The 23,565-nt window shown below is 55.1% G+C and carries 15 protein-coding genes; 13 read left to right on the forward strand and 2 right to left on the reverse strand.

Annotated elements, in window-relative coordinates; genetic code table 11:
* Window positions 1-88: 88 nt before the first annotated feature.
* From MY069_RS12200 to MY069_RS12230, 7 genes are all read left to right on the forward strand, one after another.
* Complete coding sequence (locus MY069_RS12200; protein WP_482794061.1) at window positions 89-1,546, forward strand: efflux transporter outer membrane subunit; 1,458 nt, start codon at window positions 89-91, stop codon at window positions 1,544-1,546.
* Window positions 1,543-2,832 (forward strand): efflux RND transporter periplasmic adaptor subunit, encoded by a 1,290-nt coding sequence (locus tag MY069_RS12205; protein WP_482794062.1) that lies wholly within the window; start codon window positions 1,543-1,545, stop codon window positions 2,830-2,832. Before MY069_RS12200 ends, MY069_RS12205 begins: the two co-directional genes overlap by 4 nt.
* Window positions 2,832-6,068, forward strand: a complete 3,237-nt coding sequence (locus MY069_RS12210; RefSeq protein ID WP_482794063.1) for an efflux RND transporter permease subunit — start codon at window positions 2,832-2,834, stop codon at window positions 6,066-6,068. The genes MY069_RS12205 and MY069_RS12210 overlap by 1 nt, the downstream gene beginning before the upstream one ends.
* 53 nt (window positions 6,069-6,121) lie before the next feature.
* Window positions 6,122-8,308, forward strand: a complete 2,187-nt coding sequence (locus MY069_RS12215; RefSeq protein WP_482794064.1) for a M13 family metallopeptidase — start codon at window positions 6,122-6,124, stop codon at window positions 8,306-8,308.
* Between the two features lie 144 nt (window positions 8,309-8,452).
* Complete coding sequence (locus MY069_RS12220) at window positions 8,453-8,821, forward strand: DUF1801 domain-containing protein (protein WP_482794065.1); 369 nt, start codon at window positions 8,453-8,455, stop codon at window positions 8,819-8,821.
* Between the two features lie 112 nt (window positions 8,822-8,933).
* Window positions 8,934-10,115 carry a thiolase family protein gene (locus MY069_RS12225; protein WP_482794066.1) on the forward strand — a complete coding sequence of 394 codons (1,182 nt, stop codon included), beginning with the start codon at window positions 8,934-8,936 and terminating at the stop codon, window positions 10,113-10,115.
* Between the two features lie 6 nt (window positions 10,116-10,121).
* Window positions 10,122-11,198: a DUF2332 domain-containing protein gene (locus tag MY069_RS12230; RefSeq protein ID WP_482794067.1), complete on the forward strand. Its 1,077-nt coding sequence runs from the start codon at window positions 10,122-10,124 to the stop codon at window positions 11,196-11,198.
* Here the strand turns inward: MY069_RS12230 and MY069_RS12235 are convergent.
* Window positions 11,180-11,674: an Lrp/AsnC family transcriptional regulator gene (locus MY069_RS12235; protein ID WP_482794068.1), complete on the reverse strand. Its 495-nt coding sequence runs from the start codon at window positions 11,672-11,674 to the stop codon at window positions 11,180-11,182. The two genes, MY069_RS12230 and MY069_RS12235, sit on opposite strands and share 19 nt — an antisense overlap.
* Before the next feature lie 128 nt (window positions 11,675-11,802).
* Here MY069_RS12235 and MY069_RS12240 point away from each other — a divergent pair, with 128 nt between their 5' ends.
* Window positions 11,803-15,261 carry an indolepyruvate ferredoxin oxidoreductase family protein gene (locus MY069_RS12240; protein ID WP_482794069.1) on the forward strand — a complete coding sequence of 1,153 codons (3,459 nt, stop codon included), beginning with the start codon at window positions 11,803-11,805 and terminating at the stop codon, window positions 15,259-15,261.
* A 58-nt stretch (window positions 15,262-15,319) separates the two neighbouring features.
* Here MY069_RS12240 and MY069_RS12245 read toward each other — a convergent pair whose 3' ends face one another.
* Window positions 15,320-17,074 (reverse strand): vWA domain-containing protein, encoded by a 1,755-nt coding sequence (locus MY069_RS12245; RefSeq protein WP_482794070.1) that lies wholly within the window; start codon window positions 17,072-17,074, stop codon window positions 15,320-15,322.
* Between the two features lie 176 nt (window positions 17,075-17,250).
* Between MY069_RS12245 and MY069_RS12250 the strand changes: the two genes are divergently transcribed.
* The 5 genes from MY069_RS12250 (at window position 17,251) to MY069_RS12270 (ending at window position 23,534) form a co-directional block, all read left to right on the forward strand.
* Window positions 17,251-18,045, forward strand: coding sequence for a thymidylate synthase (locus tag MY069_RS12250; protein WP_482794071.1), 795 nt, complete (start codon window positions 17,251-17,253; stop codon window positions 18,043-18,045).
* A gap of 64 nt (window positions 18,046-18,109) precedes the next feature.
* Window positions 18,110-19,063 (forward strand): hypothetical protein, encoded by a 954-nt coding sequence (locus tag MY069_RS12255; RefSeq protein WP_482794072.1) that lies wholly within the window; start codon window positions 18,110-18,112, stop codon window positions 19,061-19,063.
* A gap of 160 nt (window positions 19,064-19,223) precedes the next feature.
* Window positions 19,224-21,173: a hypothetical protein gene (locus MY069_RS12260; protein WP_482796745.1), complete on the forward strand. Its 1,950-nt coding sequence runs from the start codon at window positions 19,224-19,226 to the stop codon at window positions 21,171-21,173.
* Window positions 21,174-21,241: 68 nt separating this feature from the next.
* Complete coding sequence (locus tag MY069_RS12265) at window positions 21,242-21,832, forward strand: ATP-dependent Clp protease proteolytic subunit (protein ID WP_482794073.1); 591 nt, start codon at window positions 21,242-21,244, stop codon at window positions 21,830-21,832.
* Window positions 21,833-21,914: 82 nt separating this feature from the next.
* On the forward strand, window positions 21,915-23,534 hold the full coding sequence (locus MY069_RS12270) for an ATP-binding protein (RefSeq protein ID WP_482794074.1): 1,620 nt from the start codon (window positions 21,915-21,917) through the stop codon (window positions 23,532-23,534).
* Window positions 23,535-23,565: the final 31 nt, after the last annotated feature.

Raw genomic sequence — 23,565 nt, forward strand, 5'->3', positions numbered from 1 at the left:
CTTTTTCACAATTATTGAAAAACGATAATTATTTGTTGACAGTCGGCTAGTGCGGGCGTAAGCCACGATCCAAGGTGAAGAGGTTTCTATGAAACAAGCGGGTATAGTATTGGGGTTTCTGGCACTGGGCGCGTGTTCTAGCGTTCCGAGTGTTCCAACCTTGGGCGGACAACCAGAAGCAATCTTTCCGGTCGCTCCGGATGCGCCTGAAGTTTGGGCGGCGTCTGGCGTTGCTGGCCAAGTGCCCCAAACCGATTGGCTGAGCCAGTTCAATGACCAGAAACTGGTCAGCCTGGTCAATGAAGCCCTCTCAGCGAACCCCTCGATCCGCTCGCAATTCTACGCGGTTGAAGCGACACGCGCTCAGGCGCGGAGCGTTTATGGTCGGACATTGCCGAGCCTGTCCGGCTCAGCATCAGCAGGCGGAACCAGCAATTTCATCGCGTCGATTGATGATCGCGTCGATGATCCAACTTTTGGGGTCGGGCTCGATCTCAATTGGGAAATTGACCTTTGGGGCCGGCTCCGGGCGGGTATCAACGCCGCTGAAGCAGATCTTGTCGCGAGCGAAGCTGATCTTGCATCTGCGCGCCTTTCGCTTGCGGCGCAAACCGCGTCAGCTTGGTTCGATTTAAATGCCGCCTTGGCGCAAGAGCGGGTTGCGGTTGAAACCTTTGAGGCGCGGTCTCGTGCGCTCGAATTGACAGAACGTCGTTTGTCACGCGGTTTGGCCTCCGCGCTGGATGTGCGGACGGCGCGGACCACCCAAGCTTCGGCCGAAGCGTCGATTGCGGCACAGCGTCAGGCCAGTCAGAATGCCACGCGCCGCCTCGAAATTCTGCTTGGGCGATACCCTGCCGCAGAGCTCGAAGCTCTGGCAGAACTGCCTGAGCTTGCGCAAATTCCGCCATCTGGGAACCCAACGCTGTTGCTGACGCGTCGCCCGGATATTGCCGCGGCTGAAGCCCGCGTGGTGGCCGCTGGATTGCGCGCGGAGCAAGCACGGCTCGCAATGCTGCCCGGTCTTCGCATCACTGGGTCGGTTTCAAACACTGAAACCGATATCGCAGATGCGTTGGATCCAACACGAGTCGCTGCAAGGTTGGTTGCAGGCCTGACGGCGCCGATATTTAATGGCGGATCGCTTGATGCGGACCGTGATGCTGCTGTCGCGTCGGCGCGTGCGGCAGTTGAAAACTATGCTGCAACGACGCTTAACGCGTGGCGTGAAGTCGAAGATGCGATCGCTGCGGATACGCTGCTCGCGTTGCAAGAAGATGCGCAATCTCGCGCCCTAGAAGAAGCGCGCCTCGCCGAAGAATTGGCGACCCGACAATATACAAATGGTTTGGTTTCGATCTTCAACCTGATTGATTCCCAGACGCGACGCTTGAGTGCCGAGAATAGCTTGATCTCGGCCCGCTCAGCACGCGCGTCAAACCGTGTGAGTTTCCACCTCGCTCTTGGCGGCGGATTGCCGGTTCCTGAACCTGCAAACCCGATCGCGTTGAGCAATAATAGCCCCGAAGAGGCAATCCTCCCATGAGCCGTATAATTTCAATCATCATCACAATCGCCGTATTGGCGGGAATGGCCGTCGTCGCCTTCATGACGGTGCAAATCCTCAAGCCTGAGCCGGAACAAGCGGACGAGAAATTCTCGGGACTCTCTGTCTTCTCTGAAGAGATTCGCCAAGAAGATTTGGACTTCCATGTCACGGCCCAAGGTGAGGTTCGCCCGCAGCGGGAGCTGATTGTTGCGCCGCAAATCGCAGGCCGGATTTCATATGTATCACCTGACTTCATCGATGGCGGTTTTATTCGTCGTGGGCAGGTGCTGGTCCGTCTCGAGGTTGCTGATTATGAGCTCGCCGTCGTGCGCGCGCAGTCTGGCGTTGCGAGCGCGGAACAGCGTCTTGCCAGAGAGCAAGCCGAAGCCGAAATTGCCCAGCAAGATCTGATCAATCTCGGCATCACCGATTCCAGCCCGCTGGCGCGACGCGAACCACAATTGGCGGAAGCGCGGGCCGCTCTGGAATCAGCTAAAGCACAATTGGCGGACGCAAATTTGGCCCTACGCCGCACGGCTGTCGTCGCGCCGTTTGATGGCCGTGTGCGTGAAGAAAACGTCGATGTGGGCCAGTTCGCTTCGCCAGGACAGTCTTTAGGTCGCGTGTTCGCCACCGATATGGTCGAGGTCTCTTTGCCGATTACGGATGATGAACTTGGCCGCCTTGGTCTGCCATTGGCGTTTGCGGAAACGGCGGCGGCGCCAGGTCCAGAAGTGATTTTCACCGCCCCTGTAGCAGGCGAGGTTCGCCAGTGGACGGGCCGTGTCACCCGAACATCGGCAGCGGTGAACGGCCAAACAAGATTGATCAATGTCATCGCAGAACTCGCCGATCCTTATGGAGCTGGCTCTGACAATGGCGCACCGATGGCTCCGGGCCTGTTCGTGAATGCAGATATTGCAGGAACTAAGATCGAAAACCTGTTGGTCGCGCCGCGCTCCGCCATTCGCGGGGGTGAGAACATCTTCATCGGCGATCCAAGTGAAGGCGCCCTGCGCATTTATGAAGTCGATTTGGTATTCAGCTCGCCAGATGGTGCCTGGTTCCGCAGCCCGGATGTCGCGCCAGGTGATCTTGCGATTACCAGCCCGATCCGAGGGTCAAATGACGGCATGAGCATCACCATCCTGCAGCGCATGGAAGATGGCTCAATCAAAAATCACAATGAAGCTGCAAAATCTGACGACGACGAGGATGACACAACCGGTATTGCGGACGTGTCCTCAGATCTCGTCGCGTCTGCTGGTGACGGAGGCCTGTAATGTTTGGAATGGTATCCTGGTTCGCACGAAACGCGGTTGCTGCGAACCTGCTCATGGTTGTCGCCTTTGTCGGCGGCGTTCTCGGTTTTAACCAAATGGAACGAGAGATGTTCCCCGTGGTTCCAGTGGCGGGGGCCTCGGTTACCATGAGCTGGCAGGGCGCGTCGCCCCAGGATGTCGAAGAACAGATTATTACCAGGATTGAAGAAGCCGTTGCCGACATTGATGGGCTTGATCGGATCACCTCGATTGCTCGCGAAAGCTTTGCGGTTGTCAACATTCGCGGCCGCGACGATATCGATATGCAAGTCTTTATCGATGAGATCAAACTCCGCGTCGATCAGATAAACAACCTTCCGCAAGCCGCCTTCCAGCCCCGTGTGACACGTTGGGAACAGCGCGATTGGTATTTCGGCATGGCCATATTTGGCGAAGTCGATTCCCGAACTTTGAAACGGGTGGCCGATGACGTTCGCGATGATATCGCTGAAATCAGCGGCGGTGAGCTGGCGGTCCTACAAGGCGTTTTGGACGAAGAGGTCTCGGTTGAAATTTCCGAAGATGCGCTGCGCCGGTACAATCTGAGTTTCTCGGAAGTCGCGCAGGCGATCCGCCAATCATCCCTTAATTCATCAGGCGGGCAAATCCGTTCGAATGTCGGTGATGTTTCGATGACTGCGCGGGCTTTGGCCGATACTCAAGAACAGTTTGAAAAAATCATCGTCCGTCAATCAAATGACCAAGGTACAATCCGGGTTGGCGATGTCGCGCAGGTGATTGATGGCTTCATCGATGCGGATCTTGATGCCACCCATAATGGCAGCCCGACCGCGTTCGTTATGGTCGTTCAACCCGACAGTATGGATATCGTCAACTATGCGAATAGTTTCCGCGATTATATCGACCGGGCGAATAATCCCGCGACTGGCATTCTGCCAGACGGGATGCAGATTGAAATTCTCTGGGACAATTCGCAACCATTCCAAGCCCGTATGCAGCTGATCTCTGAATCAGCGCTGCTTGGCGCTGTATTGGTGATGCTGGTCTTAATCTTATTCCTTCGTCCAATCGTCGCATTCTGGGTGACGATTGGGATTATTACCGCATTTGCCGGTGGCATCATGTTGATGCCGTTCTTTGGTGTATCGTGGAATGTGTTGTCGACTTTCGCGGTGCTGCTGGTCATTGGGGTCATTGTCGATGATGCCATTGTGGTGGGGGAGAACATTCACCGAGAGGTCGAAAGCGGCCGACGCGAAGGCATTGATGCCGCGGTTGTCGGCACTCAGCTCGTGTTCAAACCTGTGGTGTTCGGCGTTATCACGACGATTATCGCATTTGCCCCTTGGGCCATGCTGACAGGGCCAACACGCGCCTTTACTCAGCAAATCACATTCGTTGTGATTGCATCGCTCGTCTTCTCGATCATCGAGTGTATGTTCATTCTGCCGGCTCACCTGTCGCATATGAAAAAGGAAGACAAAAGCAAGCAAAATGGCTTGGCACGCTTTCAGCGGCGGATTGCTGACAGTCTGATTTGGTTCGCTCAGCACATTTACAAGCCATTGCTCGAATTTGCTTTGCGGATGCGATACGCAACCATCGTGTTCTTTTTCATCGTGTTTGCATTCGCGATCATGCTGGTGGCAAATCGCGTCGTGCCGTTCAAGTTTATGCCGGAAATCGAAAGCGACTTGGTACAAGTCACGATCGACATGCCGGAAGGCACGCCATTCTCACGGACGCTGGAAGTTCGTGACCAATTGCAGGCGGGCATCAACGCGGCTGAGACCGAGCTCAATACGAAATGGAATTCACAGATCCTTCGGTCTGATGGTGGCTATGAGGGCGGTGTTCTAAATGGTGCGTCTGTCGTTGCTTCGAACAGTCAGGTCCAGTCTTGGATTGGCTTGGTGCCGCCGGAAAACCGTCCGGAACTTCTGTCGACTCGCGAGATCTCTGAGAAAATCAGAGAATTAGTCGGGCCGATTCAAGATGCGGAAGAGGTCAACTTCGATTTCACCGATAATGAGAATGATACGGGCATCAGGTTTGCGCTAAACCACCCTGACCTTGATCGGCTTCGCGAGGCCTCCGCGGTGGTCCAAGAGCAATTGGCGACGTATGCCGCCGCTTATGACATTGGCGACAATCTCACCGCCGCGGCGGATGAGTTGCGGATCGAGTTGAAACCTGGCGCTGAAGCGCTGGGTGTCACGCTCGCGGATGTGTCCCGTCAAGTTCGCCAAGCTTATTTTGGTGAAGAAGTGCAACGCTTGCCGCGCGATGGTGAAGATGTTCGCGTGATGGTGCGTCTGCCGAAATCGGCACGGACAGATCTTGATAGTATCGACAATCTGCGGATACGAACGGCGGACGGTCGAGAACTCGCGCTCACCCAAGTGGCAGACTTTACCTATGCCCCTGGCATCAACCGGATCTTGCGTCGTAACCGAACCCGCTCTGTCTCGGTCTTTGCCGACGTGCTTGGCGACGGTGGGCGCGGTCAAATCATGGCCGATATGAACGTCAATTTCTGGCCGGATTTTGAGAAGCAGTTCCCCGATATTGAACGCGGATCCGCTGGCGGGTTCGAGGAAGAGCAGCGCTTCTTCAACGAGCTACAAATGCTGGCGGCTGGTGCAATCATTTGTATGTATATCGTTCTGGCGATTGCGTTCCGGTCTTATGCTCAACCATTGCTCTTGATGACGGCGATCCCGTTTGCGATCACCGGCGCGATCCTGGGGCACGCAATCACTGGCACCTCCATGGCGATGTTCTCGATCTTTGGGATCGCAGCGGCGGCGGGTGTTGTGATCAATGATAACTTGGTCTTGGTCGATTTCGTGAACCGAAAACGGGCCGAAGGCGTCGGCGCCGTGCAGGCACTGGTCGATGCTGGCGTTTCGCGGTTCCGTCCGATTTTGCTGACTTCGGTGACCACGTTTGTGGGCATCTTGCCGCTGATTGCCGAGCGATCCATGCAGGCGCAATTCCTCAAGCCAATGGTGATTTCACTGGGTTATGCGGTGGCGTTTGCGATCTTCGTTTCGCTCTTCTTGGTTCCGACCCTGTATGCGGTTGGCGTCGAGATCGGCCGGGTGTTCCGATGGAGCTGGGGCGGACGTCCTTATCGCAAGATCGGCGAGTCCTACACAGGCGAAGTCACGATTGATAGCGAAGAGTTGATCGGTACGAGTGTGGAAACACCGAGACCTGTCCCAGCCGAATAAGGCATAGGGTGCGTTACAATTTACCAATTGTTCGAACGTTCAGGGAGAAACGAATGAAAGAACTATTGTATGCGAGTGCCGCAGCGCTCGTCCTAGCAGCGTGCAGCCCGCAAGAGGCGACGCAAACCGCGGGTTCGTCGGCAATTGCAGGCGACTCGGTCGAAGCCGATCGTAAAGTTGAGACCAGTTCTCGCGATGATTGGGGTGAGTTTGGCCTCGATCTATATTCCGTGAACGCCGACGTTCATCCGGGCGATGATTTCTTCAACCACGTGAATGGCACCTGGTATGATGAGTTTGAAATCCCCAGCGATCAAACCCGTTATGGGTCTTTCACACTGCTGCGCGAGAAATCTGAGCAGCGCGTGAAGTTCATCATCGATGATCTCGCCGCTGAGAAACCTGATCCGGCGACCCAAGAAGGCAAAGTTGCCGCCTTCTACAATGCCTTTGTCGATACAGATGCGATTGAAGCGGCGGGTTTGGCGCCGGTGCAGCCTTATCTCGACAAGATCAACGCGATCGAAACCCAGGAAGATTTGGCACGCGTCTTTGCGTCGGTTGGGTTTGCCAGCCCGATTGGCGGCGGTGTCAGCATCGATGCTAAGAAAACCGACGAGAACATCTTCTACATCTCGCAGTCTGGTCTCGGACTGGGCGATCGCTCTTTCTACCTCAAGGATGATGAAAAGAGCCAAGAAACGCGCGATGGGTATGTCGCGTTTTTGACGACAGTGCTCGGTGCAGCTGGCTATGAAGATCCAGCCGACGGCGCGGCGCGCATCCTCGCTCTCGAGACTAAGATTGCCGAGGCGCATTGGGATCGTACGATGAACCGTAATCGTGATCTCACCTATAATAAGCTCAGCAAAGACGAGTTTGTTGCGCTTGCTGGCTCCTTCCCAATGACAGCCTTTCTCGATGAGATCGGCGTCGCGGATCAGCCATTCTTTGTTGTCAGCCAAGTCATGCCGACAGAGGAAGAAATTGAAGCGCTTCAGCTGACTGAAGACCAACTCGAAAAGATCTCAGGTGGCGGTATCGCAGCAATTGCTGAGGTTATGGAGTCTGCTGACCTAGCGGACTGGAAGACTTATTTGACGGCGCGCTTTATCGCGTCAAATGCGAGCGTGCTGCCAAGTGAAATCGATGAGGCAAGCTTCGCCTTCTTCAATCAGCAGCTTCGCGGCCAAGAAGAGCAGCGTCCACGTTGGAAGCGCGGCGTCTCCGCGGTCGAAGGGGCGCTCGGTGAAGCTGTCGGTCGAGTCTATGCCGATCGGTATTTCCCGGCCGAGAACAAAGCCGCGATGGATGAGCTCGTGGCCAACCTTCGCCTCGCCATGGCCGACAATCTCAATGAGATTGATTGGATGGGTGACGAAACCAAGGTTCAAGCGCGAGATAAGCTGTCCAAGTTTACCCCGAAAATTGGGTTCACCGAGAAGTTTGAAACCTATGATTCTTTGAACGTCACAGACAGCGCCTTCGAAAACGCGATGGCCGCTGCCCAGTGGGCGTCGGATGACAATCTCGCCAAACTCGGTCAACCGATCGATAAGACTGAGTGGTTCATGCTGCCGCAAACGGTCAATGCTTATTACTCGCCAACCCGGAATGAGATTGTCTTCCCAGCGGCGATTTTGCAGCCGCCCTTCTTTAACATCGATGCTGATCCAGCGATCAATTATGGCGCGATTGGCGGCGTGATTGGGCACGAGATTGGCCATGGATTTGACGATCAAGGGTCCAAGTCTGACGGCGACGGCGTGCTGCGCGATTGGTGGACGCCAGATGATAAGGCCGCCTTCGTGGCGCGAACCGATGCGCTGGTGGGACAGTATAATGAATTCTGTCCGCTTGATGATGGCGAGACTTGTGTAAATGGCCGTCTAGGCCTGGGCGAAAATACCGGCGACCTTGGCGGTCTCTCTATGGCTTACAAGGCCTATAAGATGAGCCTGGATACCAATGGCGATGGCGAGATCAGCGCCGACGAAGAAGCCCCTGTTTTGGGTGGCCTCACGGGTGATCAACGCTTCTTCATGGCCTGGGCACAAGCCTGGCGAAATAAGTATCGCGAAGAGGCTCTGCGCCAGCAGCTTATCCGCGGTCCACACAGCCCGCCCTATTACCGGGTGAATGGCATCGTCCGCAATTTTGACGAATGGTATGAAGCGTTTGATGTCGGACCAGACCACGCGCTTTATTTGGCGCCCGAAGACCGTATTCGGATCTGGTAAGCCGACCCGACCGACATATAAAAGGGCGAGCTTCGGCTCGCCCTTTTTCTATTTCTCCGGAAAAAAAACGCTATTTCCCTATGGCCTGTGCAGCGCACTTTGGGGTATTAACCATTTCTGGGGCGAAATGACTTGGGGGAAGCTGTGCCGAAGCCAAAGACCGTAAGGGCTTATTTCGATGGCCTTGAACCGCATCAATCCATTATCGCCATCGCGCTCGAAGACATCATCAAATCGCAGTGGTCACACCTGACGGTGAAACTCGCTTGGGGTTTCCCCTGTTGGAGTGGGAATGAACGAGTGTTCTCGGTGATTGCGCATGGTGATCGTTGCAACTTGCAGCTATGGCAAGGCGCGCGTCTGGCGGATGATTATCTCGATCGTATCGAGGGAACCGGCAAATCCCTGCGCCATGTGAAAGTCTATTCCGCAGACCACATTAATGACGAACTGATCGACATTATGGACCGCGCCGTGGCGCTAGATGCAACGGCTCCGCAGCGCGTGCGATAGGTATCTGGAGACAGAATCTGTCCTTGGGTGACTTGACGATTGCCTGTCTTCTCCTTCATTTGTTCGCAGGTGCACAAAAAGTGCGAGACGAAAGCTTTTAGGAGGGCTTACCATGACCGCTACGGATCCTGTTGTAATTGTTGGAATGGCGCGCACCCCAATGGGCGGTTTGCTGGGCGACTTGTCGAGCATGTCAGCAAATGAACTTGGCGCGGTGGCGGTCAAAGCTGCGGTTGCGGAAGCTGGCTTAGGCGCGGATGATGCCGATGAGATTATCATGGGCAATTGCTTGCCTGCTGGGCAAGGCCAAGCGCCTGCGCGTCAAGCCGGATTCAAAGCCGGTATGGATAAAGGACTCGAAGCGACAACCATCAACAAGATGTGCGGCTCGGGCCTGCAGGCGGCAGTTATGGGGCGCCAATCCATCGCTTCGGGCGATGCAAATATCGTCATTGTTGGCGGCATGGAAAGCATGACCAATGCGCCGCATCTGATGGATGTTCGGAACGGTCACAAATACGGCGATATGGCCGCGAAAGATCATATGGCGCTAGATGGTCTAACCGATGCCTATGCTGGCGGTCCAATGGGCGCGTTCGCAGACATGATCGCAGAGAAGTATCAGTTCACCCGCGAACAGCAGGACGCCTATGCGCTCGAAACCCTAAAACGCGCGCAAGAAGCAACAGAGAACGGCAAATTCAAGCGCGAGATTGCGCCAGTGACGATCAAAAGTCGAAAAGGCGAAACCACGGTGGAAGCGGATGAGCTGCCGCGCACCGCCCGCCCGGACAAGATCCCGAGCTTGCGCCCAGCTTTCAATAAAGACGGCACCGTGACCGCCGCGAATGCGTCAGCGATTTCTGATGGCGCAGCGGCTTTGGTTTTGATGAAAGAGTCCGAAGCGGCGTCTCGCGGTCTGACCCCGATTGCTAAAATCGTTTCTTCTTCAAGCCACGCACATGAGCCTGAGAATTTCACCACAGCGCCAGTCCCGGCTATGGAAAAAGCGCTCGCAAAAGCAGGCTGGTCGAAAGACGAGGTTGGGCTTTGGGAAATCAATGAGGCCTTTGCCGTTGTGCCAATGATCGCGATGCAAGAGCTCGGCCTGAGCCATGACATCGTCAACGTGAATGGCGGCGCTTGCGCCATGGGCCACCCGATCGGCGCATCAGGAGCACGTATCTTGATTACGCTCCTCGCGGCGATGGAAGATCGCGACGTCAAAAAAGGCGTGGCCTCACTCTGTATTGGAGGCGGCGAAGGGATCGCCATGTGTGTCGAGCGGGCGTAACTGACCTTGCTCGGCAATACAAAAATCGTCGACCATTTCGTTGAACAGGCGAAATGGTGCGAGGCGCTTGGCTCTCCATTCACGGCAGCTTTGCAGTTGCGGTTCGCCGCAGACTTTGAAACGGGCGGACCAATTGCAGATATATGTGGCGATTGGGCGACCAATCCGCGCAAGGATGCGCTCGGACTAAGGCTGGCCGGAGCGCTGCATCATGCCGTTTTGTCGGAGACTTCGCGTGCGCTTGCCGAAGTCTATCCAAAAGGCGGCGTGAACTGGGATATGGAGGCTGTTTGGCCGGTCGCGAAAGACTGGCTCGCAGCAAATATCGACCAGGTTCGCACCTTCATTCAAAGCCCGCCGCAGACCAATGAAACGCGACGATCAATCATTTTCCTTCCAGGGTTTTTGAAACTCGCGGCGCGCTATCAAATGCCGCTGCACTTGTTGGAAATGGGCGCAAGCGCGGGACTCAACCAAAACTGGGACAAGTTCAATTATCAGACCGGCACTTGGCAGCGCCCGGGCGATAGCGACGTCACGGTGCGCTCAGATTGGCGGGCGCCTGTGCCTGATCATCTGGACGCGGATGTCCAAGTTGCGAGTCGCGCGGCTTGTGATCTGATGCCGATTGATCTGTTGGATCCAGAGCAAGTGCTTCGCCTCAAATGCTATACTTGGGCCGATCAAGCAGAGCGATTGGAGCGTCTCGACGCGGCAATCAAGCTGGCGCAAGCGCAAAGAACGGTGGTCACGCAAGCAGATGCGCTCTCGTGGTTGGAACAGAAACTTGAAACCCGGCCGACATCCGGTGTCACGGTCATCTACCATTCGGCATTTTTGGTCTATCCGCCGCGCGAGGTGATTGCTGAAATTACAAACCTGATCCGCAGGGCAGGGGCCGCTGCAACCTCGGACGCGCCTTTGGCTTGGTTAAGCTTTGAAGCGGAAGCGCTGTTTGGCGGCGATCCGAACAGTGGCAACATGCATGCGCGATTGGAAGCGTGGCCGGGCGGAGAGGTTGAGATCTATGGCCAATCAGATGGCCACGTCACTTATGTCGATCCTTATCCTGCGGGCACGTAATCGCTGACCAATCCGAGCGGGACAGCGGTCGTTCGCTTGGCGACATTGATGATGATGCGCGACTGAACGTCAGAAACTAAGGCAGAGCCGAGCAATTTTTCGCGCAAGAATTTGTCATAAGCATACATGTCGGTCGTGGTGACGCGGATGATATAATCGACAGCGCCAGTGACGGTCATGCACTCCATCACTTCGGGCCATTTGCCCACAAGCTCTTCAAAAGCTTCTAGATTTTCTTTGCTTGGCAGCGCCAGTTTGACGTTTGCAACGACTTCAAAGCCGAGACCGAGGCTTTGGCGATCAAGCAGCGTGACGCGGCCTTGGATGATCCCAGCCTCCTCCATGCGCTTGATCCGGCGCCAGCATGGGGAGGAGGATAAACCAACACGTTCTGCGATATCCGCGACCGACAAGGACGCGTCTTTTTGAATTAAATCGAGAATCTTGGCATCAATAGTATCGAGCTGTTCAGACAATTTTTCCCCCGATAGGCGCGTTCTTTAGTTATTTATTGCTCAAATAAGCCCTATAAACGCAAAGAAGGCAAGCATTTTCGGCACATTGTTGGGATATATGACCTAAACGCAACACTGGAGAGTGCGGTTTGGAACATCGTGAAGTCACGCTGGACGACAAATACGATCTTGTCGAGGGCAAAGCGTACATGACTGGGATACAGGCGCTTGTGCGCCTGCCGCTTGACCAAAAGCGGCTGGATAATCAGGCAGGTCATAACACTGCGGGATTTATTTCGGGCTATCGAGGCTCACCGCTTGGCGGCTACGACCAGCAATTGCGAGCTGCACAAAAGTGGCTCGACACCCATGACGTGAAATTCTGGGAAGGCCTGAACGAAGATCTAGGTGCAACCGCCGCATGGGGCAGCCAACAGCTTGGACTGTTCCCGGGCGCGCAACGCGATGGCTTGTTCGGGATTTGGTACGGCAAAGCGCCGGGTGTTGATCGCACGGGCGACGTTTTCAAACATGCAAATGCGGCTGGCACCTCACCCTTAGGCGGGGTGCTCGCGATTCTGGGCGACGATCACATGTGCAAATCCTCGACCCTGCCGTCGCAGTCGGAATTTGCGATGCAAGACGCTGAGATTCCGGTCCTAAACCCGGCCTCTATCCAAGATGTACTCGACTATGGTTTGCACGGATGGGCGATGAGCCGGTTCTCAGGCGGCTGGAGCTCGATGATTGCGCTCGCGGATACGATGGATAGCGGATCGGTTGTCGATGTTTCGCTCAACCGAATGAATTTCGTGAAGCCCGATTTTGAATTCCCTGATGACGGCGTTCACATGCGCCGCGCGGATCCGCCGCTTGAAAAAGAGCGGCGGCTTCGGGAGTTCAAACTGCCGGCCGCGCAAGCCTGGGCGCGTGCGAATCAACTTGATCATGTCATCCTGCCGAGCGCGAAACCGCGCGTCGGTCTGATCGTCACCGGCCAAGCGGCGCGCGATGTGTTTGAGGCGTTATCGGCGCTTGGTTTGACGCCTGAGGATGCTGCCAAACTCGGCGTGACCATCTATAAAGTCGCCATGCCATGGCCGCTCGAATCAGAGGGCATTAAAGCGTTTTGCGCCGGGCTGGAGCGGGTCTTGGTGATTGAGCATAAGCGGCCTCTGATCGAAGATCAGCTGCGCGCGGCGCTTTATCCATTGCCCGAAAAACAGCGGCCGAAACTTGAAGGTAAGCTGACCGTGGACGGCCAGCCTTTGCTCAGCCAAATCGGGTCGATCCCGATCCCTGAAATGGCTGACGCCTTGCGCGGCGTCCTACCAAAGGGCTGGAACACAGACAAAGCAGACGCCTATTTTGCGCGCGTAGGTCGGGCTGGCGAAGCGGCACGTACCAATGCCACGCCGACGGTGCGCACGCCGCATTATTGCTCTGGCTGTCCGCACAATACGTCAACGGTTGTGCCGGAAGGGTCGCGCGCTCTGGCGGGCATTGGCTGTCACTATATGGCCAACTTTATGCCGGACCGAAACACTGACATGACCAGCCAAATGGGCGGTGAGGGGATCGCTTGGGTCGGCCAGCATTTCGCCACTGATGAAGACCACATGTTCGTCAATCTAGGCGACGGCACGTATTCTCATTCTGGATCGCTGGCGATCCGCGCGGCGGTCACGTCCGGCGCCAATATCACCTATAAGATCTTGTATAATGACGCGGTCGCGATGACTGGCGGGCAAACGGTCGAGTCAGGTCAAACGCCTCAACAAATTGCCACGCAGGTGAAAGGCGAAGGGGTCGAGACCATCGTTATCGTCACCGAAGATCCTGTGCGCTATGCGAATGTCAAAGGGCTGCCGCGTCGGGTCAGAATTTATGAGCGCAGCGACCTCGATAAAGTCCAGAAACAATTGCGCGAGACCCCGGGCGTTTCGGTCCTGATCTATGACCAGATTTGCGCGACTGAAAAACGCCGCCGCTCGAAACGCGGACTGCGCGCGCCAGACCGGACGCGGGTCTTAATCAACACAGAAGTCTGCGAAGGTTGCGGAGATTGCTCGATCAAGTCGAATTGCTTGTCAGTCGAGCCGGTCGAAACAGAATTGGGGCGCAAGCGGCGGATCAATCAATCGACCTGCAATACCGACATTTCCTGTGTCAAAGGCTTTTGTCCGAGCTTCATCACCGTCACCGATGCTGAGTTCACTGCCAAGGACGAGCCGCGGCCGGATATCGATGCGGATAATATTCCGCTGCCGGAGACGCCGAGTCTGGAAGAGGTCTGGAACGTTTTGTTCACCGGCGTTGGTGGGACGGGCGTGACGACGGTAGCGGCGATTTTGGCGATGGCCGCTCATGTCGATGGCAATGCCGCTTCGAGCTTGGATATGACCGGTCTTGCACAAAAAGGCGGACCGGTGCTCAGCCATCTACGCTTTGCCCGGGACCCGGACATGATTTCCACGGGGCGGGTTCCGCCCGCGAGCACAGATTGCATGATTGCGTGCGATTTGGTTGTCGCCGCTGGCGGCGATGCGCTTAACCTTATGGATGCCGATCGCACCGCGGCTTACGCCAATAGTGATGTGACCCCGACGAGTGAATTTATTCGCGATCGATCGAAGAAATTCGAAAGCGATTTGCTGGCGGCTCGGGTGAAACGTCAGAGCACGGACTTCGCCGCTTTTGACGCCGAAGCACTGGCGATCCTGTATTTCAACGAAGCGATCTACACCAATATGATCATGGCCGGATATGCTTGGCAAAAAGGCCAATTGCCGATCTCATTGCGCGGAATTTATCGCGCGATCAAACTGAACGGTGTGAAGGCTGACGACAATATGGCGGCCTTCGATCTTGGCCGGGTCGCGGCCTATGACCCAGAACGTCTCGAGCCAGCGAAAGATCCGCGCGGTCATATCACGCCGATGAGTTTAGACGAGCTGATCGAGAATCGGGCGGCGCGTCTGACAGACTATCAGAACGCGAAATACGCGCAGCACTATCGCGATGCTGTGCAACGCGTGCGAGACGCTGAGACAGCGGCTGGCCTTGGCGAACGGTTGTCAGAAGCGGTTGCCCGATTTGGCTATAAGCTGATGGCGTACAAAGACGAATATGAAGTGGCCCGGCTTTGGACGGATGGAAAGTTCGACGCTTATCTGGCGAAAAAGTTTAAAGGCGGGAAAGTCGCTTACCATTTGGCGCCGCCGTTAAACTCGAAGAAAGATGAGAACGGTCATTTGGTTAAACGCCAGTTTGGACCTTGGATGAAAACCAGCTTCAATCTGATGAAGCGCTTCAAATTTCTTCGCGGCACGCGGTTCGATCCGTTCGGCTGGACGGGTGAGCGCAAACTCGAGCGCAAATTACGCGATCAGTATCTCGACAATATCGAGCGCATGCTCTCGGATCTGAATGACAAAAATCTCGATCTGGCGATTGCGATCGCCGAGATCCCGGATGAGATCAGAGGCTATGGGCATGTCAAAGAGGCGGCGATTGCAACAGCTGCGGCGCGGGAAGCAGAGCTTTGGCAGAATTGGCCGAATGGCAGCTTGCCGAAAGCCAAGACTACGCTGATCGCTGCGGAGTAAAAAAATGGCGATGCACTTTGGAAGTGCATCGCCAAGTGTCTCGATTGGTGGTGGGGGTTTACTTCGAGATTCTGAGATCTGAGATGGAGACCGCAATCTGACGGTAGGCGTCTTTCAACTCGGCACCGTTTTCTGGCTCAAAATAGTAACCAGGTCCGGTGGCGCAGTATTCGAGCACTTCCTTACCCGAGTCCGGGGCGTTCAGCGCGACTGAATAGACTTTGATGTCTTTGAGCTTGATATTGTCGCAGATATCGCGGGCTTGGCTATCGGAGCTTCCCTGACCTGGGAAAATCTCAGTGTTGAATGCGCCGTCTGTCATCAAGATCACGATTTTGGCCGAATCTGGCTCGGTATAATCAAGCGGCATGGCGTCACCGGTGAAGATTGTGTTCCAATCTTCGGCGACCAGATACCAGGTCCAGGCAATACCCAAGTGTCCAGCCGTCCAACCACCTGCTGTGAGCGAGGTAATATACGTGCTCAGCGTGCTACGGTTATTGGTCAATTCAACAGGCTCAATATTGCGGCACTCATCGCCATCATATTTGCTGTCATTTGGTCGGCTTGGGTGGCCAGTTTCCCAATATCCGCCATTGGAATAGCTATCGTCTTCGACAAACCAGGCTTGGCGGTGGGCGAGATATCCCCCGACATCCGGGTGGAGATCGGTAAACCTGAATGGCCCGTCACGTTCCCAAACACAGGTCGAGGTCAGCGTGTAGGATTTGGTTTCAGGTTCCTGTCCCCCTTCAGGGACCAGCGTGAAACTAAACGTGTCGTCAAACAGCTTCCAACCGCTTCGATTGTTTCCAGAATACGCTCTTAAGCGCAATTCGAATTCGCCCATGTCCCAGGCTTGGCCGGTCATATTGTTGAGACCGCTATCACCATACATCGTGTAGGGCTCAACATTCTCTGTTTTGTCATTCCACTCCGTTCCTGACAATTGCAGCCGCATGCTTTCGACCTGGCCATAAAGATCGTGCGAACTGTTCATTGTAACCGCAATCGTCAGGTCATCATCTTGGTGGTCTTGCACTTCAATGATTGCGCCGTCACCAATTTCTGAGATCAGTTCGTCGGTGTCTGTATCGTAGAGACCGACAAAGAACTCATCATAAGTGTCGCCGACAGTGTAATCATCTTCGCCATACCCAGAGATTGTGTGGGTATAGGTTCGGGTCGGCGGCACGCCAGCAACGTCTTCGAAGAAGTCGCCCGCATTGACCATGCCATTGTAAGAGACCATGGCGAGACGCGTGTTTTCCAATAGATCTTGGGTGGCATCTGCCGGCAATAGAATATCGACAGCGTCCTGCGCGGCAAGCTTTAGGTTGGACAATCGGCTAGAACTGTTCATCGAACCTGAGACGTCAAACATGAAGGCGACGTCGATTTTGTCGATGCCATATTCTGACCCTGAGATAACCGTGAACGGCATATAGTTTTGGCCGACAACTTTCATCAGAGAGGTTGTTTGCTGGCACCGCATTTCGGCATCAATCTCTTCGTCCGTTGTCGAAACGGTCACGACAGCAGCATTGCAAGCCAGGCCAGGAAGACCATCGAGTTGCGCGTCCATATATTGCTGGACGGCAAGCTTGACCTCCGTGTCATTTGCGCCGGTTTGCTTGACGCGCGCCGCGGCGAGCACGGCGGAGTCCATGATCAGCTGGGCTTTCGCCTTACGCTTCACGGTTTGTTGGAAATCAATCGCAAATCCTGCGACTGCTACGAGCGGGATAAGGACCAATCCGAAAAGAATTGCCACCTGCCCGCCTTCATTCTTGAAAAGCTCAGTGTGTCTCATTTTTATACAACGCTTCTGCGTCCTAACGCCCATTTTATGAGACGCAGGGATAATCTATCAGGATTGAGGTCCCGTTAGATTTGTACTGTGGATTTTGGTGCCGATGCAGATGATTTGTTTACCAAGCCTGTGGGTTCGTACTGGAACCGGATGGCGAGTCATGGTTTGCACGTGAGATGCGACAGTATCTGACTCTTCTCCAAGACATTCTCGATAATGGTGTCGAACGGGGCGACCGTACCGGCACAGGCACACTGGGCGTATTTGGGCGCCAGCTCCGCTTCGATCTCGCGGAATCCTTCCCGATGGTGACAACCAAGAAATTGCACCTTCGGTCGATCATTGTGGAGCTGCTCTGGTTCCTGCGCGGTGATACAAATGTGCGCTGGCTGCAAGAGCGCAAAGTGTCGATTTGGGACGAGTGGGCCGACGAAAATGGCGATCTTGGCCCGGTTTATGGGAAACAGTGGCGCAGCTGGGCAGCGCCAGATGGCCGCGTGATCGACCAGATTGAATGGGTGTTGGAAGAAATTCGAGCCAATCCCAATTCGCGGCGCATGGTTGTGTCGGCGTGGAACCCGGCGGATGTTCCCTCAATGGCGCTGCCGCCTTGTCATTGTTTATTTCAGTTCAATGTCATGGATGGCCGTCTGAACTGCCAGCTCTATCAGCGCTCTGCGGATGTGTTTTTGGGCGTGCCGTTTAATATTGCGTCTTATGCCCTGCTGACCCTGATGATGGCGCGGGCGACAGGCCTAAAGCCAGGCGAATTTGTCCATACGTTCGGCGATGCGCATCTTTATTCGAATCACATGGATCAAGCGCGGTTACAGCTCACTCGAGAGCCGTATCCGGAGCCAAAAATGATCCTCAACCCTGACAAAACGGACCTTTTTGGCTGGGATTATGAAGATTTCACATTGGTCGATTACCAATCGCATCCACACATCAAGGCGCCGGTCGCTGTTTAGATCCCAATTGCCAGTGGCTTCCCCGTCAGACCTTTGCTAGAAGGTTAATAAAGGGGAGACGAACATGTCGAACGCGACTTTTGAAACCTTTTTGGTTTCCGGACTGCTTATCCTCATTATTGCGATCGGGTATCTCGCTTGGTCGGCTTGGCGATGGGTTGATCGCGAACGCGACATGGAAAAGCGCTCGCTGGACGGTATTCGCCATGAAATGCGCCTCAATCTGAAACGCCTTTTAGATGAGTTGCGCGGCATCGCTGATGGCAGTTTGCGGAGCGAGATCGATGTTATCCCGGTCGTGCACCCGCAACTGGATGCACTATTGACCCGGCCGAACGAAGCCGATCGCCGGGGTCTGACGATTATTCGCGGCAATTACAATGAGTTAAGCGCCCACAAACAATCCCTACGCGCCGCCATGGCTGGGGCAAGCGATGTGGAAATGCCCGCAAACCGCGCGGTTCGGGCGCTGATTGGCTCGATTGCGACTTTATATCTGTGGGAAGAGCATAAAGGCTGTCCGCCCGATCGCGCTCGGTCGACCAGATCTTGGGATGTTCGCGATTGGATGAAAGCGACACCCTTCGACGCCCATGCCTTGCCAGGTCTACACTTGCGGGATCAAGTCGTTGAATATCTCCGCATGGAGGGGATGGAGCTCACGCCAAGACCGCTGACTCATACGGCGCATGAATTCTATTCGATGCAATATGATCGCAAAGCCGATCCAAACGCGCCGTTTTGGAAGCGCAAACCGAAAAAACAGGCTCCGATCGAAGAACCTGAAGAGGCGGTGGAAGCCGCAGCTGAGCCAGAAGACGTGCCTGAACAGGTCCCTGAAGCGCCGCCGGTTGAGATCGAGGCAGAGGCAACGCCTGAGGCACCTGCGCCGCAGCCAGAACCGCCTGCACCCGCTGCCGTTGAAGCAGGCGCGCCACCTGCGGAGACCGAAGTGATTGATCCGAATACGGAGCCGATGCCAGACCCTAAGCCGTCAAGTTCGGGCTCAGTTCACTAAGCATAAGAATCTAAAGAACATTATTCGCACCATCCCTGACCACCTAAAGTTAGGGACCATGTTTCGCGATGTGACCACCTTAATGGCAGATGCGCGCGCCCGGAATTGTGATAAACACTTTCATAGTGGGTGCTGGGCATTGAGCAAAGGAGACTTTGAAATGAGCTTTAAATACTGGACTGCTGGGATCGTAATTGCGGGCGGATTAACCGCGTGTACGCCCGCCGAGTCTCCGTCCACGGAGCTCACCACCGAAACGAATCTCGATGCCGTAACCTCCGATGATGCAGAATATGCGGCCTATATGGCATATGTGAACGATCCGTACACCATCTCTGGCGCAAGCGAGGCGGACTTGTCAGCCCTTGTCGCAAATCTGCCAGCCTATGCCAGCGTGACTTGGGATACAAAGTCGCTAGACGCGAACACGGGCGCCACGGTTTTTGAAGGCCTGTCCATCGGGTTTGGCGGCACAGAGAAATTTGGCATCAATTTCGAAACTGCAAAGCTTTGGGGCTATGATGATGGTCTCCTCGTATCGCGCTTGGCTGGAGAGAGGCTGACCGAGACCGGAGCGCTGTTCAGCCGCTTGGAAGGCACGAATGTTTCCTATTTCGGAGTCGTGCCGGCGATAAACGCTATTTTTGATGAGACGCTGGAGCAACTCGATGCAGAATTGCCAGAAGGGTTCGAATTCGGATTTGACCGGTTTGACAGCAATACCGAGCGGTTTGTCATGTCGGGCGTGTCCTTGCGACCTTGGGAACTTGCGCTCCTGCCGGCTGAGCGGATCACTGATATTGACGATGAAATTCCGGCTGAACTGGTCGACATCGTCCATGCTGGACAAAGATTGATCGCCGTATCCCGTTCTCTCTCAATCGAGAAAAGCGTGTCGCTGGATACCAATTTCAACTTTGAGATGCGCCAACCGGGGGCGGAAACATCCGTCTCGGTCTCCGTCGAGCTTGCGGCAGCGGAAAACATGCAAGGCTTTAATATCGAGAAGAATGTTGCTCATGGCTATTCCGGCGCACAAACCAATGCCTACACCGAAGCCACAGCAGCTGGCGAGGTGATCACCATGTCGGGCTTCCCCGCCGGGTTCACGATGGCGCAACAGGAGAGTTATGAGATCGCTGAAATGCGCAACATCAAGCTCGACAAATTGATGGGCTTCCTGGCGCGCTCTGAATTACCAATGATGGATGAGCGGGACTTGCTGAGCCTCGGAACTTGGGAATTCTCCGATTATGTCTCGCAGCTCAATGACAAAACCATTCTCACCGCCGATCGCGGTTATTTCAATGGCGAGAATTTTGAGTGGGTGATCCCAAGTGATCTCAGCTTTGGCCTCACCGGCGCTACCCTCAATGCCGATGAGTTGAGCGAGTTTTTCTTTGTGTTTTTTGAGACGTTTTTGAGCGGGGTCGATGCGGATGACCTGCCAGAGGATGAACGCGCGCAAATGGAATTGGTTCGAGAAGGCGTGGAAAAAGCCATCGAATTACTACCCGAGCACGGCCTCGACCAAATCCCGTTCGATTTCAATATCAATGCGACTTGGGCCGCAGACACCGGCCCGGCAGATTTCGCGCTTCGCTGGGACGCCGAAGGATTCGGGCGTAATGAGCTCGATATCGGAATCACGGTGCCGATCTATGACGCGCTGAAATCCGCGTTTGAAGATGAAGATCGAGAGGAAGCGTTTGAAGGGGCTTTCCGTGAGGCGTTCTCGTTCACAGGTGCACGGTGGTTCGAGGAAGACAAAGGCATTTATGATAAACTGTTCGGCTTCGCCAATGCGATCGGCAAAGAGTATCCCGATGAGGGGTGGGGCGCGATGCTGGGCAGTATGGAGCCTGCGCAAATGCGGACCTATCTCGGCACAATGACGCGGATGGGCAAAGCCAGCGCGGCCGCCGAATTCCCGCCCGCAGAGGCGTGGATTGAGTCCATTGCAACCTATCTGGAAACGGGCGGTTCCCTTGAGATTGCAGCCAACCCGCCTGTGCCAATCAATGAGGAATTGATGGATAGCTATGAAGATGAACCAGAGCCAGAAGAGATCGTTGAAATCTTTGGGTTAACGGTTACCCACACAAAATAGGCATCTTGCTGCTTGACCCAGCGCGCCGCGCACATCAAATCTCAGGCCAAGAGAATTGCGGAGACTGCATGACACGCCTTGATGACGAAAACGAAGCGAAACCGATGAGTGAGCCGAACGCGTTTCTTGAAGAAGCGCTGTTCAATGCTCGCACAATAATGCTCACTGGCGGCGTCGATGACAAACTCGCTCGCCGGGTTTGCGAGCGTCTTCTGGCACTGGCCTCAGATAGTTCAGACCCGATCCTGCTCGTGATCTCTTCGCCGGGCGGGCATGTCGAGTCCGGCGATATGATCCACGATATGATCAAATTTGTCGGTGCACCGGTGAAAGTGCTTGGCTCCGGTTGGGTCGCGAGTGCGGGGGCTCTGATCTATTCAGCGGCCAAGAAAGAGAACCGTTTCGCCCTGCCTAACACCCGCTTCCTGCTTCATGAGCCACGGGGCGGCGTCGGCGGCCAGGCGTCTGATGTTGAAATCCAGGTCCGCGAGATCGTTCGGATGCGGGAACGCCTCAACAAGATTTTTGCTGAAGCGACGGGTCAGCCGCTTAAAAAGATTGTCGAAGACACCGATCGAGATCACTGGATGAGCGCTGAAGAAGCCGTGAAATATGGCCTCGTGAGCAAAATCGTTTCACATCATAGCGACATTAAATAGAAAAAAACTTGCGGCAATTTGCAAGCCGTAAAGGAATTGCAGGCACTTTCCCACTCGCGTTGTAGAGTGTGAGAGCCGGTTTATGTCCGTTTGCTTGGGTGATTTTGTCGAAGCCGCAAAACCAATATCCGCGTTGACTCCCCTGTCGCGCGTGGTCGAGCTGTTCCAAAATGATCCGGGCGCTAGCTATTTCATTCTCGTGCGAGACAAGCGGCCCGCGGGCCTCATTAGCCGCGTTATGGCCTTTGAGTTTGCCGTGAGTGCCAATTCTGGCGCCCAATCCGATCTTACGATTGGGGATTTGGTGTCTGCGCGCGCATTTATCCTGCGCGCAGAGACAACCGTTCGAGATTTTATCGCCCGTGTCGGCACCAAGATAGATGAAGTGATCGCGCGTGGTTGCATCATCATTGAAGATAAGCGGTTTAAAGGCGTTTTGAGCCCGGCGAAATTCCGCAACGCTTTGATGGCCGCTATTTCTGGCAGTGCAGCAGCGGAGGGCGCGCACAAGTCGCAAGGCCCCAACCCCGCAGCATCAAATACAACTACCCCGCTCTTGGGAACGCTCGCTCATGAGATTCGCACCCCTCTGACCGCGATTATGGGCCTGTCTGACATGCTCGCCTCTCGGATTCGGGATGAGTACGAAAAAGACATTGCCCAAACCATAGTCCGCTCAAGCGAGACATTGGACCGGATCCTCACCGATACACTCGATTTTGCGCGGCTTGAGGCAGGCAAGCTGAACGTCCGCACCGAAGCCACAGATCTTGCCGAATTGGCGAGTGATCTGCGACGTTTGTGGGGCGGAGAAGCGTCGCGCAAAGGGCTGAGTTTGCGGGTTGGTGTTATTCCAAACGGCCCAGCGCATGTGCTCAGCGATCACGGCCGGATCCGGCAAATCGCGAACAATCTCGTTTCCAACGCTCTGAAATTTACCCGCGAAGGGCAGGTAGAGGTGACGCTGTCGACGGAATCTGTCGGGCAGCGATTGATGTTGGTTCTATCGGTTGCCGATACAGGGCGCGGGCTTTCACCAGAGCAACGCGATCGGTTCATGAAAGTATTTGAAAAGGGTCCAGAGATTGATGGGGTTAAGGGCTGGGGCCTGGGGCTGACCATTTCTCGGGCACTCGCGAAAGCGCTTGGCGGGGTGTTATCACACGCCGATAATCCAAATGGTGGCAGCGTCTTCACACTAAGCGTGCCGGTCGAGAGAGCCACTAATCAAGACAGCAATCATTGGCTCAACGCCTTGGCACCGCGTAAAGGCAAGTTCGAGCTTGGCGATATTCTTTTGGTCGAAGATCATGAGGCGTCGGCGATGATCGTGATTACCGCCTTGGAGCAAGCTGGATGGACGGTGCATCATGCTGGCACTTTGCATGCCGCTGAGTCTTACCTTGAGCTCCGCCAGTTCCAGGCTGTGCTCACAGATCTTCACTTGCCAGATGGTACTGCGATGAGCCTGATTGATCAGATTCGCCGACGGCGCGGCTTCAATGCAACGGTGCCGATCATTGCCCTGACCGCCGATGTTGCTGATCAGCGCCGTCAGGATTGTATCGCCATGGGGGCCGACCGGGCACTGAAGAAACCGATAGCAGGTCCAGAACTTGTTGCGACCATTGCAGACGCCCTGATGTCTCGTGCGGCAGGGCATGTTTCTGCAGTCGAACTCCGAGGCCGATTGGCAGGCTAGGCCCCACGCCCCACACATTCCAATACTGACC

The organism is Hyphomonas sp. ske169 (assembly GCF_056850855.1).

Coding starts and splice junctions, on each gene's coding strand:
- MY069_RS12200 (WP_482794061.1), top strand. CDS start 89: ATGAAACAAGCGGGTATAGTATTGGGGTTTCTGGCACTGGGCGCGTGT.
- MY069_RS12205 (WP_482794062.1), top strand. CDS start 1,543: ATGAGCCGTATAATTTCAATCATCATCACAATCGCCGTATTGGCGGGA.
- MY069_RS12210 (WP_482794063.1), top strand. CDS start 2,832: ATGTTTGGAATGGTATCCTGGTTCGCACGAAACGCGGTTGCTGCGAAC.
- MY069_RS12215 (WP_482794064.1), top strand. CDS start 6,122: ATGAAAGAACTATTGTATGCGAGTGCCGCAGCGCTCGTCCTAGCAGCG.
- MY069_RS12225 (WP_482794066.1), top strand. CDS start 8,934: ATGACCGCTACGGATCCTGTTGTAATTGTTGGAATGGCGCGCACCCCA.
- MY069_RS12245 (WP_482794070.1), bottom strand. CDS start 17,074: ATGAGACACACTGAGCTTTTCAAGAATGAAGGCGGGCAGGTGGCAATT.
- MY069_RS12250 (WP_482794071.1), top strand. CDS start 17,251: ATGCGACAGTATCTGACTCTTCTCCAAGACATTCTCGATAATGGTGTC.
- MY069_RS12255 (WP_482794072.1), top strand. CDS start 18,110: ATGTCGAACGCGACTTTTGAAACCTTTTTGGTTTCCGGACTGCTTATC.
- MY069_RS12260 (WP_482796745.1), top strand. CDS start 19,224: ATGAGCTTTAAATACTGGACTGCTGGGATCGTAATTGCGGGCGGATTA.
- MY069_RS12265 (WP_482794073.1), top strand. CDS start 21,242: ATGACACGCCTTGATGACGAAAACGAAGCGAAACCGATGAGTGAGCCG.
- MY069_RS12270 (WP_482794074.1), top strand. CDS start 21,915: ATGTCCGTTTGCTTGGGTGATTTTGTCGAAGCCGCAAAACCAATATCC.